Here is a 16228-nt window from a genome sequence, read left to right on the forward strand (position 1 = left end):
AAACGTCCTCCTACAATTTACACTATGAATATAGTGTACCAAATATTTTAGTTCTTGTATAGTAAAAAACACGGTTTAACCGTGTAAATTAAAAACTAATTTTATTTTCAATAATATTGGCTATTTTAGACACAACTTCGTCAATACTTTTTCCTGTTGTATCCACTAAAATAGCGTCCTTCGCTTGTATCAGTGGACTAATTTGACGATGAGAATCTTTGTAATCTCGTGCTTCAATTTCGTGCTTCAATGTTTCGAGATCAGTAGTTATTCCTTTAGCAACATTTTCTTTATAACGTCGTTGGGCACGTTCATCAACACTTGCTACAAGAAAAATTTTGATATCTGCTTCTGGTAACACAGTTGTGCCAATATCACGGCCGTCCATAATCACACTGTTACTATTAGCTATTTCGCGTTGACGATTGACTAAGTTAGAACGTACATCCGCAAAGGAAGCCACTACAGATACATTGTTTGTCACTTCAGCGGAACGAATTTCGTCCGTGACATCGGTATCATTCAAAAATACACGTTGAACTGGTGTACCAGGTTCAAAGCGTATTTTCGTTTGCGACAATAATTTTTTTATTTTTTCTTCATCATTATAAGCAATGCCGTTCTTTTTTGCAGCTAAAGTTATTGTTCTGTACATTGCACCTGTGTCAACATACACAAAATTTAGCTTTGTTGCTAAAATTTTGGCAATAGTAGACTTACCGGCAGAAGCTGGGCCATCAATGGCAACTTGAAAATTCGTCATAATAATAAAAAAGTCCTCTTACTGAATGTTTAGTGCAGTACCAGCATACTGTGTGTAATTGTCAACTGTTAACCCTGGATTTAATGCAATAACTTGGCTAGTTGTCATCCCGTGTGTAACTGCAAAATTATACAATGTTTGACTAGTACCCAAAACTGCAGTGGTGGTTGTGGAACTACTTGATGCTGAACTGGATTCAGCCGTCTCAGTAGAAGATGAACTAGCAGCTTCCTCACTTGAAGCGGCTTCACTGCTACTTACTGATTCTTCTTCAGAAGAACTTGATACACTTGACTCGGATGATGATGATTCAGAAGACTCAGATGATGTAGATTTAGTAGTTGATGAACGCTTTGTACTTGATGAAACAGCCGTTTGTGGCTTGGATGATTTTTGGTTAGTAATCATGCCATACACAGGCACAAAAGATATAATTGCAAGCGCTAATACAACAAGCAGAACACGAAACCCTTTATTCGGGGATTTTGAATCTGACTTTCGAGAAAATTTTGGTTCGAGTTTATCTTTTTTGGGCCGCTTTGATCGGCTCATGTTGTTTGGGTCAAAATCGTTCATAGAAACGACCTCCATTTTATTGGTTCACATAAAATTTTACCACACCAACACCGACTTTGCTCATAATGTTTTGTTAAGAATGAAACCTTCTCTGTAATGGCTGTATTGCCCTTAATATGATCATACTCACGACAAACCATATAATACCCTCAATAAGATTAAACGGTAATACCATTCCGATAAAATAGTTTTTTAAACCAATGAATTTAGCAATATCGAAATTAGCAAATCTCGCATACAAGGGTATAGCTACAAACCAATTGATGACAATCGCAACAATTGTCATGACAAACGTGCTGCTCGTTAACGGTATGATTTTTTTTTGCCAACTACTATACTGCTCCAGATTAGACATTGTAATTTTTAAAACTGTGACAAAAGCTAACACAACCAATAAATTAACCGGTAATCCTAAATAAGTGTTGACCCCCTCATTTGCCAAAATTAACTTTAGCAAGGTACGGATTAAAATAATCCATAGCGAAGCAGAATAATTTAACCAATATAAGCCAATGACAACTGGTACGATTGAAAAATCTAGTTTTAAAAAATCGGCACTAGGAATGATTGGCACTTGGGGAAACAGCATCAAACCAAATGAAACAGCGCTTAGTATTGCAATTAATGTAGTACGTTGCACTCGCGTTACAGGAACAATTGACATATTTCTTTCCTCTTGTTTGCTTACCTCACCGGTAGATGCAAACAAAAAACCACAGATTTTGTCAGGGTACAACAAAAAATGCAGCTTTCACTTTCTTTTTTAGACTTCTTTATACCCGACTTTACGGTCGGCTCTGGATTTTGACCAGATCAGCTGCAAAAGCAGGTCGCGGGCTTACCATGAAAATTCATGTCTCACCGCCGGTTGGGAATCACACCCGACCCTGAAGTTATTATTAAATTTGATTTTATTGTATCACGGTGTTACTTACGACGCAACAATTTGTAATCTTGTGCCTTTAAGCGTTTGATCTCTACGCTTGTTAATTTACGATACTCGCCCGGCTGTAGACCAGTGACATCAAAAAAGGCATACTGCTCACGCTTGAGCTTTTGTACTGGTAGGCCAACCTTCGCGAGCATGTTTTTGACCTGATGATTACGACCTTCATGAATAGTTAGACGGACCATACTTGTTCTCTTTGTTGGCTCAATTCTTTCAATGGAAACGCGAGCTGGAGCAGTTTTACGACCTTTTAGGACCACCCCACGTTTCAAAGGAGCTAACTTTTCTTCGGTTGCAATGCCTTCAACTTTTGCAACATAAGTCTTATCGACTTTAGTTTTAGGATGCATTAATTGGTTGGCAACTACACCATCATTGGTTAATAACAAAACACCAGTTGTATCATAATCTAAACGGCCAACTGGATAAACGCGTTGATCCACATCCTCTAAGATATCCAACACCGTACGACGACCTTTTTCATCATCATTGGTTGTCACAACCCCACGAGGCTTATTTAACAAGTAATAAACTAACTTCTCACGCCCTTCAATTGGCGCCCCGTCGACCTGTACTTTATCATTTGCAGTAACTTTTGTACCTAATTCAGTAACAGTTTGCCCATTAACTTGGACACGTCCTTTGATGATCAATTCTTCGGCGCCCCGTCGGGATGCTAGACCCGCTTGGGCAATAATTTTTTGCAGTCGCTGTGCTTCTTCAGACATTTTCTTTTTCACTTTCTGATTGATGTACATCAAATGCACTCGTAAATAATTCTCCATCAATATCATCACCTAACTCTAACATATTAAAATCAGGTAACGGAGGTAGTTCTTCAATACTTTTCAAACCAAAATAGTCCAAAAATTCATCGGTAGTACCAAACATGATGGGACGTCCTGGTTCGTCTTTTCTGCCAACTTCGTGGACTAGTTGCCTTAATGCTAGCTTCTGTAAAGTCCCTGAGGATTGCACACCACGAATTGTATCAATTTCAACACGTGTAATTGGTTGCTTATAAGCGACAATAACCAGTGTTTCGAGTTGTGCTTGCGATAATGTTGCATTTACGGGTGAATCAAAATACTGTTTTACTGTGCCACCAAGTTCCGGTTTAGTCACTAGGCGATACACATCGTCACTTTCACGAATTTGTAATGCACTGCTTAAATCAGTATCATACTTTACCACAAGTTCTTCAAGCAATCCTTGTATTGCTGAACGGTCAAATCCAGTGATAATGCTCATATTTTTCATGGAAATGCCCTCATCGCCAGATACGAACAATAGTGCTTCTATTTGACTTAAATTATTCATCTTCGCCAAACGCCTCAATTTCTACATAAATTTCTTGTTGTTGGTGTTCTTGGTGTAATTTTAATCTTTTATCTTTGGCCATTTCTAATAACGCCAAAAAAGTGACTACCAAATGTTCCCGCTCGTAAATATCATCAAAAAAAGAAGCAAATGGAATCATCTCACCCGTTTGATGCTGCAAAAAATGTTTATTGATGTTATTAACAGCTTCCTTAAGAGAATATGTTTCCGCAGTAACATGCCTTCTGATAGGTTTTTCCTGCTTTTTTCGCCGCAATAGTTGAGCAAAAGCTGTTTGTAAATCCCCTAACGATAAACCAGGAGCTAAAGTTATGGGTTGTTCCAAATTATCAGGAGCCTTCATTTGAGTACGTGGAAAGGATTGTTGTTTTAATTGTTCACGTTCACGCAAAGATTCGCTTGCCACTTGAAATTGTTTGTAGGTCAATAATTGTAGCATCAACTCTTCACGTGGATCCGCATACTCTTCATCTACGGCATAATCATCTGGCTCTTCTTCTGGTAACAAATCAGCGGACTTTATCTTAACTAAAGTAGCAGCCATCACTAAATATTCACTTGCTACATCAAGCTGCATAGCCTGTTGTGCATGAATAAAATCTAAATACTGAGATGTAATGTCAGCAATTTGTAAATCAAAGATATTCATCTCGGATTTCTTAATTAAGTGTAATAACAGATCGATTGGCCCTTCAAAGTCACTTAATTTAATTGTTAGACCGTTTTGCGCGATGTTGCTTTTCTCCATTTGTTAATTAACTTTTGATTATCCAAGGTACCCATTAAAAAGGTTTCAGGATGTTGCGCTTGATAATCAGAAATCATGTCAAAGTAGTTTCTGACACTGCGTGACTCTGGGGTCAAGGCAACATGACGAATTATAGCAATATTGTTATTGTAGATCTCAACACCTAGAACACCAAGTACTTGTCCTTGGGACTCTTTTTGCCAAACATATAAAGATCTTGCTTCATTATCATGATACCATGCTATTTCCGCATTTAAATGAGATATTTCACGTAGGCCTGGCAGCAACGATAAAATACCCATAATTGTTTTTTCATCTGATTGTCTTGATTGTGTCAACATAATTTTTACGCTCTGGGGTGGTATTCATCATACACTTCACTAAGTCTTTTTTTCGAAATATGGGTATAAATTTGCGTTGTCGAAATATCCGCATGTCCCAATAATTCTTGAACTATACGCAAATCGGCGCCGTTTTCTAAAATATGAGTAGCAAAAGAATGACGAAGTGTATGGGGAGAAACATCTTTAGTTATTCCAGCAGTTGTTACTAACTTTTTTATAATCTTCCATATGCCCTGTCGTGAAATTTGATTTCCACGATCGTTTAAGAAAACATAAGGAGATTCTTTGTCTTTAAGTAAAACGGTACGGCTTTCATTAAAATATCGAGTCAGCCAATCAATCGCAATTTCTCCAATTGGAATAATACGTTCTTTGTCACCTTTTCCAAGCGTTTGAATCAGTCCTAATTGCAAATGAAGGTCACTCATTTTTAAATTAACCAATTCACTGACACGCAATCCAGTTGCGTACATAACTTCTAACAATGTTCTATTTCGAAGACCAAGCGGTGTATCTTCTATCGGTACTTGTAATAAACGGTCAATTTCTTCGATGCTCAAAACTGCTGGTAGGTGCTCCGCTTTTTTGGGCGGGCGAACATCACTCATTGGATTATGAGCGACGACTTTTTCTCGCACTAAATAGCCAAAAAAGTTGCGCAATGTTGTAACCATTCTAATCACTGAGCTATTGGATTTGCCTAGATCTCTGAGTTGATTCAACCATGACAAGATAACAATATGATCAACTTGATCAAGCACCAGTTTTTCACTATTTAGATACTCACCAAATTGTACCAAATCTTGGTGGTAACTCTTAATTGTGTTTTCAGATAAACCACGTTCAATTCGAATATAGTGTAGATAGTCTACTACCGCATTGTCAATTTCTTGCATCATTTCTCAACTAATTTTATGCCATCGTCAATTTGTTCAATGAGTCTATCCTTGTATAAATGACCCAAGGCTCGTTTGAACTGACTCTTACTAAATCCAAATTGACGCTTAATAGCCTCTGGGTTACTTTTATCATTGAATGGTAAGAAATGATCTGCCCGTCGTTGCAATTGCAACAATAAGAATTGTGCATCCTCATCCATTGTCTTATAGGCCAAAGGCTTCAGTGATAGATTTAATGTGCCATCATCACGGACGCCAATAACACGTGCATCAACAACTTGTCCTAAACGTGGCTCATCGTCACGTTGCGAAGGATGAATAAAACCAAGGTAATATTCATCAGTAATAACCAAAGTACCTGCCATTTTGTTACGATAAACTGTAGCCTTAACTGTGGTCGACTTAATACTTTCCGGTGCACGACGTGATACAGCATTAATAATATGCTGTTGTGCTATTTCGCCCCACAAACGCCCTTTATGATCTTCTTTAATAGCAATCATCAACTTATCGCCTTTTTGTGGCCAAAGTGTTGAAATCGTTGGTAGATCATCAAGAGAAACAACGATATCCTTATTCGGCAAACCGATTGAAACAAAGACGCCCAAATCATGTCGATTCGCTACGACTGTTCCCCAACCGTATACTAATTTCTGTACAGTAGGTGTTTTCTTGGTGATTTGTAATTTGTGTCCTTCATTTTCATATGCAAATCCGGTCACAAATCCGCCGATTTTGAGTGGCTTCTCAAGTTCTGTCTTGTCAATTTCATATGTAAAGCCATCGACTTGTGCAAAGAAATATTTCTCATTTTCATCAGTAACGTTTGCTTTAATTATTGTTCCAACTTTTGGATTCATAGCGTTTTCCTTAACGTACGCAACATCACGCACTTTTTATAATACCTATAGTTTACCATGTGTGGTTTACATAATCTATAATGGCCGATTAACCTTTTAACAGATTTTTCACTTGATTAGCAACAAATTTACCGTCAGCCCTTCCTTTGACTTGAGGTGTGACAATACCCATCACTTTACCCATATCTTTTGGAGATGTAGCGCCGGTCTTTTGGATTGCGTCCTTCACCAATTCAATAACTCCTTCGTCACTCAAAGGTTCTGGCAAATACTTTGCTAAAACAGCTAGCTCTGCGCGAATACCAGCAGCTAAATCTTCTCGATTGCCTTTCTCAAACTCTGTCAACGAATCTTGGCGCTGTTTAACTTCACGTGAGAGGACTGTTAATTCTTCTTCCTTTGTTAAATCATGGCCTAAATTAATCTGCTCGTTCATAACCGTTGATTTAACCATGCGAATCACTGACAAAATATCCTTGTTTTTGTCTTTCATAGCCTGCTTCATATCATTATTTAACTCTTCTAATAAACTCATGTATATCAACCTTTCAAAATTCAATCTATTGTTATTCTACCATAAAAGAAAAACGCCACCTAAGTGACGTTTTAGAATCGAATTAACGACCCTTCTTCTTGTTACGCTTTTGTGCTGCTTCAGACTTCAATTTACGAGCAACTGAAGGCTTAACATAGTATTCGCGCTTACGGTATTCTTGGAGAGTACCGTCTTTTGAAACACCACGCTTGAAGCGACGCAATGCATCATCCAAAGATTCGTTCTTACGTACGATGACCTTTGCCATGTGATAACCCTCCTTTCTCGCATTTTATTTCGTTAAACGACATGCAGTAAATACTTATTTATTATGACAGACTTTCGCGTAATCGTCAATACTATCAACTCTGTAATCATGCATTTTATAGCAATTTCCAACATAATTAGTGATCAAGCTTAGATGTATGCTTTGTATCCGTCATGCGCCAATAAACTAGCAAACTAATGAACACAACCACAGTGACATAGACGAAAAACAAATTTTCATGATTTATTTTTTTCAGGTACAGGGCAACATATTCCACCGTGCCACCAAAAATGGCGACCGTCAAGCCATAAGGCAATCCAACACCTAACGCACGAATTTCAGTTGGAAACATTTCAGCTTTAACAATTGCATTAATTGACGTATAACCTGTAACAATAATCAATCCAGCCAGCATGAGCAAGAAAGCCCCCATCCCCGTTTTCACTTGTTGCAAAGTGAGAAAAATAGGAATTGTAAATATTGTCCCCATAATACCAAACCAAAACAATAATGGTTTACGACCGATTTTATCCGATAATGCACCAGCGATAGGTTGTAAAATCATAAAAATAAATAATGCTGCAAAGTTGATTAGCGTGACTTCTTGTGTTGGTAACCCAACAGAATTAATCATAAACTTTTGTAAATAAGTTGTATACGTGTAGAAAGCGATTGTTCCACCAAGTGTTAAGCCAACTACCGTCATGACAGATTTTGGATACTTTAACAAGAGTCGTAGACTACCATTATTGTTTTTCTTTTGTGCCTTAAATTGGTCAGATTCTTCCATGCTCAAACGAAGGAACAATACCACGATAGCTCCTAGAGAACCAATAACAAATGGAATACGCCAACCCCAGTCAGTCAACATCTCTTCTGATAATATTGATTGTAAAATAATTTGAACACCCAAGGCAATGAGCTGTCCACTGATTAATGTCACATATTGAAATGAGGCATAAAAGCCACGATGCCCACGGCTGGCCATTTCAGAAAGGTAAGTTGCTGAAGTACCATATTCTCCACCCAACGATAACCCTTGGAACAGCCTTGCCAGCACCAAGATGATTGGTGCAGCAATTCCTATTACATGGTAACTAGGTGTTACCGCAATTACAAGCGATCCTGCAGCCATAATCAATACTGATAAGGTTAATGCGGCCCGGCGACCATGTTGATCCGCATATTTACCTAACACTAGACTTCCTAAAGGTCTCATCAAAAATCCAATTGCAAAGACTCCTGCCGTACTTAATAATGCAGCCGTTTTGTCATGGCTTGGGAAAAATGATGGGGCAAAATAGATAGAGAACGAGGCATAAACATACCAATCGAACCACTCAATTAAGTTACCTAAAGATCCCTTTAAAATATTGCTGACAATTTTCTTTTCTGTACGTTGCATACGCTCACCTCATAATGTTTTCTTTACTGTAACGAACGCATAAAAAATAATCATCGTCATATTGCACAACATTTTTAATTTTATTTGTACACAATAAGCAAACATGGCATAATAGTAACAATACAATTGGAGGTCAATTATGAATGTTAAAGAATTATTAGCTAACCCCGTATTAGCAGAATACCCAATTTTAGCAGGCGCCGAAGGGCTCAATCGTGAGATCAGTCAAGTGGGTATGATTGATGCACCAGATTTTGATGAATATATTGCTCCTGGTCAATTACTGCTCACTACTGGCTTTTTGTTCAAAGAAGATTGGACATTACTGCGAGACTTAATTATCGCGCTTGATCATCATAATGCTGCTGGCTTGGGCATTAAGACGAATCGGCATTTATCACAGTTGCCTCGTGATATTATTATATTAGCCAACAAACGTCGAGTGCCAATTCTCATGACCCCAGATGATGAATTGATGCCACAAACAATTCAAAATATTACTGATATTATTCTGAACACTCATACGGGCGAATTACATCAAATCGTTAATATTAACCATCAGCTATCAACAATGCAAACTAATAATACTTATCAACATCTGCTAAATCTGAGCGCGGAAATTTTAGAAGCACCACTAACCCTATTGGACTCACATTTTCGTGCCTTATATGCTAGTACTGATTTACTTCCGCAACGTGACTTTTTCACCAAATTTTTACGAGAAGAATCCGGGATTGATTATTTAAATTTAACTCAAAAAGTTCACGTTACCTTCAATAACACAATTTTTGAGATTTCTCCTATTTTTTCTGCTCTAAACGAAAATAAAGCCTTTGTAGCTATTATGAGTCCAAATAAGACATTATCAGATTTTGAACTTTTAAAACGCGAACAGGTAATTACTGCATTGGGATTTTCAAATTCGAGAACCGATTTGTTAAATGAAACTGAGTTTCGCAACCGTTCTGGTTTCTTTTTGAACATCATGCAACATGGACTAAGTGATGATGCAATTGACAATTATCTAAAGAACGCAAACATTGATTCTAAGAATCCCTATCGCGTAGCGGTTATTGATTTTACAGCGAAAAAAACAGTAATTGAAACACATCAATTTGAAATATTACAAGCACTGACACGCTGGTTTGTTAACGAGTCAAACTGGTCTGTGCTGCTATTTTCCTATAAACAGCAACTAATTTTGTTAGTTGACAATAAAATTGATACACGCGCATTTCTCAAAGAATTATACGATTTTCTAACATCACAATCAAAGTTAGAATATGATTTTACTATTGGCTTTTCTCGAGTCGCAGAGCCCATTCGTGCATTAGCAGATCTTTATGAGCAAGCTAACCATGCACTTCAATTGACATCAGTAGCACATCCAATTATGCGGTTTAGACCTAAGAGTGCACAAGAAATGTTAAACTTATTACCTAAGCAAGAAAGTAATGCTTTTGTGGAAAGAATACTGGGTCCAATTTTAGACAATCCAAGTCTTCTCAAAACATTAGAAACCTATATGTTCTTACATCAAAATGTAACAGCCGTCGCTTCTGACATGTTTGTTCACCGGAATACTATTAATTATCGCTTGAAAAAGATATCTGAGTTATTAGATGTTAACCTTGATATGCCTGATGTTTTGGTCGATATTCAATTGGCTTTTTTGTTACTTGATTAGGCAGAATGCACAATAGATCATCCTGTTTTTTGTTCACTAATAAATGAGGGTTTAATGATAAATGTGTTAGAATTGTTATCAATCGAGGAGGCATAATATTTATGAGTCAACAAAAAAAAGCAACGATGAATGCCGATGGTACCATACGTGGTTTGAAAAAAAAGCACGTACAGATGATTGCCATTGGTGGTACCATTGGTACAGGACTTTTCTTGGGAGCTGGAAACTCTATTGCTAAAACTGGGCCATCAATTTTGATCGTATATGCAGTGCTTGGTGCATTTTTCTTTATGATGATGCGGGGAATTGGTGAAATGCTTTATGCAGACCCTTCCCAACATACATTTGTTTCTTTTATTAGTAAGTATGTTGGTGCTGGAGCCGGATATTTCGCTGGATGGTCCTATTGGATTGGACTACTTTTCGTAGCTATGGCAGAATTAACAGCCGTATCAACTTACGTTAAGTTTTGGTTCCCAAGTTGGAAAACTTGGATAATTCAAATTATCTTTTTGTTTGTTTTAACTATGATTAACCTAATTGCCGTCAGAGTATTTGGTGAAACAGAATACTGGTTTGCCATGATTAAGATCATTGCTATTGTAGCGATGATTGTAACGGGTCTAGTATTAATCTTTACAGGATTTAAGGCACCCGCAAGTGGTGGTCATACTGTCGCTTCATTTAGTAACGTATTCTCAAACTTTTCACTATTTCCAAATGGTGCTTCGATGTTCTTCGCTGCCTTTCCAATGGTATTTTTCGCCTTCCAAGGTATGGAATTCGTCGGTATCACAACAGCTGAAACGGAGAACCCACGTGAAGTTCTACCAAAAGCCATTAACACAATCATTATCCGTATTTTGATTTTCTATTTAGGTGCCATGATTATTATTATGTCAATCATTAATTGGCATGTTATCGCTAAAACACCGGAATCAAGTCCCTTCGTTATGGTGTTCCAATTGGCTGGATTCAAAGCGGCTGCTACAATAATTAACTTTGTCGTACTAACATCCGCTGCTTCAGCCTTAAACTCAGCCATCTATTCTGCAGGACGACACTTTTACCAATTAGCTGAAGAATCAGATTCAAAGTTTATGATTAATTTTCGTGAAATTTCATCAAATGGCGTTCCTGCTAAAGCAATCATATTCACAGCTATCTTAGTGTTAATATCACCTGTTATTAATTCAATACCACAGATTACCAGTGCATTCAGTTTAATTACATCAATCTCATCAAACATGTATATCATTGTTTATGCAATGACAATGTATGCCCATCGTAAATTCCGCGAATCAACTAATTTTATGCCAGATGGCTTCTTGATGCCAGGATACAAGTGGACTAGTCCACTAACATTGCTATTCTTCGTCAGCATTTACGCCAGTTTGTTCTTTCAAGCAGACTCTCGTGTTGCTGCCATCGGCGCAATTTTGTTCACGATAGTATTCGGTTACCTTTCCCACCGCAAGTTTTCTACTAAAAATGCAGTAACCGTGTAAAAAATAAAATAAAAAAGGAGACAACATCATGTTGTCTCCTTTTTTAACTATAACTCTGGCTCGTAGAAACGTCCCACAGTATGTTCGATTTTCCAAGTGGAAGAGAAAGCTTGTTCATCAACCTCTTTGATCGCTTCTCGTAACTCAAATCGTTCTTGCTGCGTGATAACGGTTAGTAGCACCGAACGCTCTCTCCCAGTGTAACCACCACGCGCCTCGTCGATAATGGTAACACCTCGTCGAAGCTTATTTTGAATACTATCCACCATTTCATCTGGTTTAGTAGTAATAATCATCACTTGCATTTGCTGCTGACGTGTATAGAAAACATCTATCATTCGTGAACTAATAATAACACCTACAATTGAGTACAGAGCATACTTCCAACCATATGTTAGCCCAGCACCAACCATAATCAAGGCATTGAAAGATAAATTAATTGGTCCCATTTTAAAGCCGTAATGCTTCTTAACTAAGAGACCGATAACATCTAACCCGCCTGTTCCGACGCCATACCGCAACGCTGTACCAACCGCCATACCATTAAGCGCACCACCAAACATAGCATTTATTAACGGGTCCGTTGTTAAAACACACGTGGTATCAAAGACGGGAATCAACGCCGAACTGAGCAAAACTGCTAAAGTCGTAAAGATAGCAAATCTCCACGACAGCTTCCACCATGCAATGGCTAACATTGGTAAGTTAACCAAGGCTAGCGCTAAAGCGACGGGAATTCTATCACCGGTTAAAGTTGAAACAAGTTGGGCAAATCCTGTGAATCCAGAAGAATAAATATGCCCTGGATGCCAAAAATAATTCATTGCAAAAGCAACGATTACACCATAAAATACCGCGCCACCAATACGACCTGCGTATTGGTTTTTCATAAAATTGTGAACAATTTTTTGCATAATCAATATGCATGTTATACGAGAAAAAATCTAATATATAACACACATTTTTCTCCAAGTTTTATCTAAGCTAATAATAACACGAATTTGTATGATAACAATTACTCTGCATCTGGAACAAACAACCCTAATTCGTTCAGTTGTTTGCCTTCAACACGGGTTGGTGCCTCAGTCATTGGTTCAGTAGCTCGTGAATTCTTCGGGAAAGCAATTACTTCACGAATGTTTTCTTGGCCAGCTAGTAGCATTGCCAAACGATCCAGTCCTAGTGCGATACCACCCATTGGTGGGAAACCATATTCCATACCCTCAAGCAAAAATCCAAAGGCTTCATGTGCCTTTTCAGGAGTAAATCCAAGTGCCTTTAGCATTTTTTCTTGAATATCCATACGATGAATACGAATTGATCCAGATCCTAGTTCGTAACCATTTAGCACTAAATCGTAGCTTTGAGCATGCGCCTTATGAGGATCTTCACCATCATTCAAGTAGTGTAAGTCTTCTTCATTTGGCATCGTGAATGGGTGATGAGCAGCAATCCAGCGGTCAAAGTCTTCAGAGTATTCAAACAATGGCCAGTCCACAATCCATGCAAATGCCCAAGGATTAGTTTGATCAATCAAATCTAATGCTTGAGCTGTTTCACGACGCAAATAATCTAGAGTCGCTGAAACAATATCCGCACGTCCGGCACCAAATAACAACAAATCTCCGACTTGAGCGTCTACCGAAGCAATCAGTGCTGCCTGTGCTTCGTCATCAAAGAATTTAGCAATAGGACCAGTCAGGCCTTCTTGCGCTACTTTCATCCAAGCTAAACCTTTTGCGCCGAAACGTTCGATGTATTTTGTTAGCTTGTCAATGTCTTTACGTGAATAATGGTCAGCTCCACCAGGAACAGCCAACGCTTTAACAACACCGCCGCCTTTAATAGCATTTGCAAACACACCAAATTCACTATTCTTTACTGTTTCAGACAAATCCTTGATTTCGTAGGCTATACGTAAATCTGGCTTATCAGTACCAAAGCGATCCATAGACTCTTGCCATGTCAAAGTTGGAATTTTAGCTGTATCAAGATCAAAATCCACAACGTCATGCATCATCGCCTTAACCCATGCATTGACCAATTCACGGATTTCATCGGCTGTCATAAATGACGTTTCTACGTCCATTTGTGTAAATTCTGGTTGACGGTCACCACGCAAATCTTCATCACGGAAGGCGCGGGCAATTTGGAAATAACGATCGAACCCTGCACCCATCAACAATTGTTTAAATAATTGTGGTGATTGTGGCAAGGCATAAAATGATCCTGGGAAAACACGAGATGGCACTAAATAGTCACGAGCACCTTCTGGTGTTGATTTTGCTAGTACTGGCGTTTCGATGTTAATAAAATCATGAGTATCCATAAAATGCATGGCGCTACTCATAATTTTTGAACGAATGCGTAAGTTTTTTTGCATCTCAGGGCGGCGCAAATCTAAGTAACGATACTGTAACTTCAATTCTTCATTGGCATTCACATCATCTTCAATATAAAATGGTGGTGTTTTTGACGTTGATAAAATTTCCGCCTCTGTTACATCGACTTCGATTGTTCCAGATTTTATTTTTGTGTTAATTTGATTTTCAGCACGTTCAATCACATGACCGGTAATCTTTAGAACATATTCACTACGAACTTTTTCTGCGACTGCTAGGGCGTCAGCATTTGTTGCGTTAAAAGTTAATTGAACGATACCTTCTCGATCACGTAAATCAACGAATATCAAGTCTCCAAAATCACGTCGTTTTTGTACCCAACCGGTCAATGTTACTGTCTGGCCTAAATAAGTTTCATCAATTAATCCTGCGTAATTAGTACGTTTCATTCCTTGTCCCCTTCTGCATCCATGATAAGTGGTAAATTGGTATAAAGCTCTGACAATTGAACAGACTTTTGTTCGCCATTTGTCATATTCTTGATGTTAACAATTTGTTCTTCAAGTTCCTGCTCGCCAATCGTTATGACATATTTGGCATGATGACGATCAGCTGCCTTGAACTGTGCTTTCGCTGATTTTGACAAATAATCACGTTCAGCAACGTAACCAAATGATCGAACAGCTTGAACAATTTTTGTTGCAACAACATCAGTAGTGTCGCCGATGTTAACTACATAAAAGTCTAAATTCTGTTCCTCTGTTGGGGCAACATTTTGCGCTTGCAATAAATCTAGCAATCGTTCTACACCAATACCAAAGCCAACAGCTGGTGTTTCCGGACCACCAAATTCCTCAACCAGACCAGAATAACGACCGCCACCAGCAATCGTTGCAGCACCTTTTAGGCTGTCATCTGTAGTCATGATTTCAAAAATTGTGTCGTTATAATAATCCAATCCTCGAACCATTGTTGTGTCAATGTCAAAGTCTAAATTCAATGCAGTTAAAATAGCTTGCAACTTTTCCCAGTGTTTAGTCGATTTTTCAGACAAAAAGTCCAGGATTGATGGTGCATCTGCAACAAAGACCTGATCACGGGGATCTTTAGAGTCCAATACACGTAATGGATTTTTTTCTAAACGAGCTTGTGAATCTGCAGATAGTTCATCAAAATGTGGCTTCAGATAATCAATTAATGCTTGTCGGTAAGCATCCCTGGACTCTTTATCTCCCAAGGTATTAATCGCAACCTTCAAATTTTTTAACCCGAGCGTTTGAAAAAAGTCAATAACCATCGCAATTACTTCAGCATCTAATGCGGGCGAGTCTGATCCAAATACCTCTGCACCTATTTGATGGAATTGACGGAAACGACCAGCCTGTGGCCGTTCATAGCGGAACATTGGCCCCATGTAAAATGCCTTATAAGGTTTGTCAAATTCCGGTCCATATAATTTATTTTCCACATATGCTCGAACGACACCTGCGGTACCTTCTGGACGCAAAGCGATGTGACGGTCACCCTTATCATGAAAATCATACATTTCTTTTGTCACAACATCAGATGTATCACCAGCTGATCGTGAAAAGACTTCGAAGTTTTCAAATAACGGTGTGCGAATTTCTTTGAAGTTATAGTCACCAAATAAAACACGGGCGACTGCTTCTACATGTTGCCACTGTACTGTTTTTTGAGGCAGTAAATCTGCTGTTCCTTTGGGACGTTGAAATATAGGTTTTGCCATAGTTGTTATCGTTTTTAGTGTTTTTTATCAGAATTTTGAAGTATACGACCTATTAGTTAACATATTCATCGCTATCCAAAAATAATCAACAACTGCAAACGTATTTCCTCCATTACTTTTTATCTTGCTATTTAAAATCCGAAAAAAGCGCCCTCAACGATTTCTCGTTAAGGGCGCAAATGCACGGTACCACCTTAGATTTTAACATTTTCATGTTACTTTAATTGCTTAACGCGCAACCACGAGCTATCTTGAT

General features: G+C 38.2%; 17 protein-coding genes and 1 riboswitch. Of the genes, 2 read left to right on the forward strand and 15 right to left on the reverse strand.

Translation table 11 applies throughout. From position 1 onward, the window contains the following. Nucleotides 1-88: 88 nt before the first annotated feature. The 12 genes from cmk to A6B45_RS06225 all read right to left on the reverse strand — a co-directional run bounded on the left by cmk (nucleotide 89) and on the right by A6B45_RS06225 (nucleotide 8688). Nucleotides 89-766 (reverse strand): (d)CMP kinase, encoded by a 678-nt coding sequence (cmk, locus tag A6B45_RS06170; RefSeq protein ID WP_167361465.1) that lies wholly within the window; start codon nucleotides 764-766, stop codon nucleotides 89-91. A gap of 15 nt (nucleotides 767-781) precedes the next feature. Continuing rightward, complete coding sequence (locus A6B45_RS06175; RefSeq protein WP_072613806.1) at nucleotides 782-1339, reverse strand: peptidoglycan-binding protein LysM; 558 nt, start codon at nucleotides 1337-1339, stop codon at nucleotides 782-784. A gap of 73 nt (nucleotides 1340-1412) precedes the next feature. Next, complete coding sequence (locus A6B45_RS06180; RefSeq protein WP_072613807.1) at nucleotides 1413-2003, reverse strand: ECF transporter S component; 591 nt, start codon at nucleotides 2001-2003, stop codon at nucleotides 1413-1415. Nucleotides 2004-2101: 98 nt separating this feature from the next. Next, a riboswitch (FMN riboswitch) is annotated at nucleotides 2102-2238 on the reverse strand. Between the two features lie 28 nt (nucleotides 2239-2266). Beyond that, nucleotides 2267-3016 carry a pseudouridine synthase gene (locus tag A6B45_RS06185; protein WP_072614493.1) on the reverse strand — a complete coding sequence of 250 codons (750 nt, stop codon included), beginning with the start codon at nucleotides 3014-3016 and terminating at the stop codon, nucleotides 2267-2269. After that, a complete protein-coding gene (scpB, locus tag A6B45_RS06190; protein ID WP_072613808.1) occupies nucleotides 3009-3608 on the reverse strand; it encodes an SMC-Scp complex subunit ScpB in 600 nt (199 codons plus the stop codon). The genes A6B45_RS06185 and scpB overlap by 8 nt, the downstream gene beginning before the upstream one ends. Beyond that, a complete protein-coding gene (locus A6B45_RS06195; protein ID WP_072613809.1) occupies nucleotides 3601-4377 on the reverse strand; it encodes a segregation and condensation protein A in 777 nt (258 codons plus the stop codon). The genes scpB and A6B45_RS06195 overlap by 8 nt, the downstream gene beginning before the upstream one ends. Further along, nucleotides 4344-4718, reverse strand: a complete 375-nt coding sequence (locus A6B45_RS06200; protein WP_072613810.1) for a riboflavin biosynthesis protein RibT — start codon at nucleotides 4716-4718, stop codon at nucleotides 4344-4346. The genes A6B45_RS06195 and A6B45_RS06200 overlap by 34 nt, the downstream gene beginning before the upstream one ends. Nucleotides 4719-4723: 5 nt before the next feature. Continuing rightward, nucleotides 4724-5620: a site-specific tyrosine recombinase XerD gene (gene xerD / locus A6B45_RS06205; protein WP_072613811.1), complete on the reverse strand. Its 897-nt coding sequence runs from the start codon at nucleotides 5618-5620 to the stop codon at nucleotides 4724-4726. After that, nucleotides 5617-6480, reverse strand: coding sequence for a CvfB family protein (locus tag A6B45_RS06210; RefSeq protein ID WP_072613812.1), 864 nt, complete (start codon nucleotides 6478-6480; stop codon nucleotides 5617-5619). Before A6B45_RS06210 ends, xerD begins: the two co-directional genes overlap by 4 nt. An 88-nt stretch (nucleotides 6481-6568) precedes the next feature. Then, entirely contained in the window at nucleotides 6569-7015 is a 447-nt protein-coding gene (locus A6B45_RS06215) for a GatB/YqeY domain-containing protein (protein WP_072613813.1), read from the reverse strand. An 82-nt stretch (nucleotides 7016-7097) separates the two neighbouring features. Continuing rightward, entirely contained in the window at nucleotides 7098-7283 is a 186-nt protein-coding gene (rpsU, locus tag A6B45_RS06220; protein ID WP_011680015.1) for a 30S ribosomal protein S21, read from the reverse strand. A gap of 136 nt (nucleotides 7284-7419) precedes the next feature. After that, complete coding sequence (locus A6B45_RS06225; RefSeq protein ID WP_072613814.1) at nucleotides 7420-8688, reverse strand: MFS transporter; 1269 nt, start codon at nucleotides 8686-8688, stop codon at nucleotides 7420-7422. 139 nt (nucleotides 8689-8827) lie between these two features. Here A6B45_RS06225 and A6B45_RS06230 point away from each other — a divergent pair, with 139 nt between their 5' ends. Then, nucleotides 8828-10375 (forward strand): PucR family transcriptional regulator, encoded by a 1548-nt coding sequence (locus A6B45_RS06230; RefSeq protein WP_072613815.1) that lies wholly within the window; start codon nucleotides 8828-8830, stop codon nucleotides 10373-10375. Nucleotides 10376-10476: 101 nt separating this feature from the next. Further along, the gene (locus A6B45_RS06235; protein WP_072613816.1) at nucleotides 10477-11883 is read left to right on the forward strand and encodes an amino acid permease; all 1407 of its coding nucleotides are present in this window, start codon (nucleotides 10477-10479) and stop codon (nucleotides 11881-11883) included. Nucleotides 11884-11930: 47 nt separating this feature from the next. Here A6B45_RS06235 and A6B45_RS06240 read toward each other — a convergent pair whose 3' ends face one another. From A6B45_RS06240 to hisS, 3 genes are all read right to left on the reverse strand, one after another. Next, nucleotides 11931-12797: a YitT family protein gene (locus A6B45_RS06240; protein WP_072613817.1), complete on the reverse strand. Its 867-nt coding sequence runs from the start codon at nucleotides 12795-12797 to the stop codon at nucleotides 11931-11933. 101 nt (nucleotides 12798-12898) lie between these two features. Beyond that, complete coding sequence (aspS, locus tag A6B45_RS06245) at nucleotides 12899-14674, reverse strand: aspartate--tRNA ligase (protein WP_072613818.1); 1776 nt, start codon at nucleotides 14672-14674, stop codon at nucleotides 12899-12901. Continuing rightward, a complete protein-coding gene (gene hisS, locus A6B45_RS06250) occupies nucleotides 14671-15972 on the reverse strand; it encodes a histidine--tRNA ligase (RefSeq protein ID WP_072613819.1) in 1302 nt (433 codons plus the stop codon). Before hisS ends, aspS begins: the two co-directional genes overlap by 4 nt. Nucleotides 15973-16228 lie beyond the last annotated feature (256 nt).

Origin of the sequence: Leuconostoc suionicum (genome assembly GCF_001891125.1) — a bacterium.
GTDB classification, from domain to species: domain Bacteria; phylum Bacillota; class Bacilli; order Lactobacillales; family Lactobacillaceae; genus Leuconostoc; species Leuconostoc suionicum.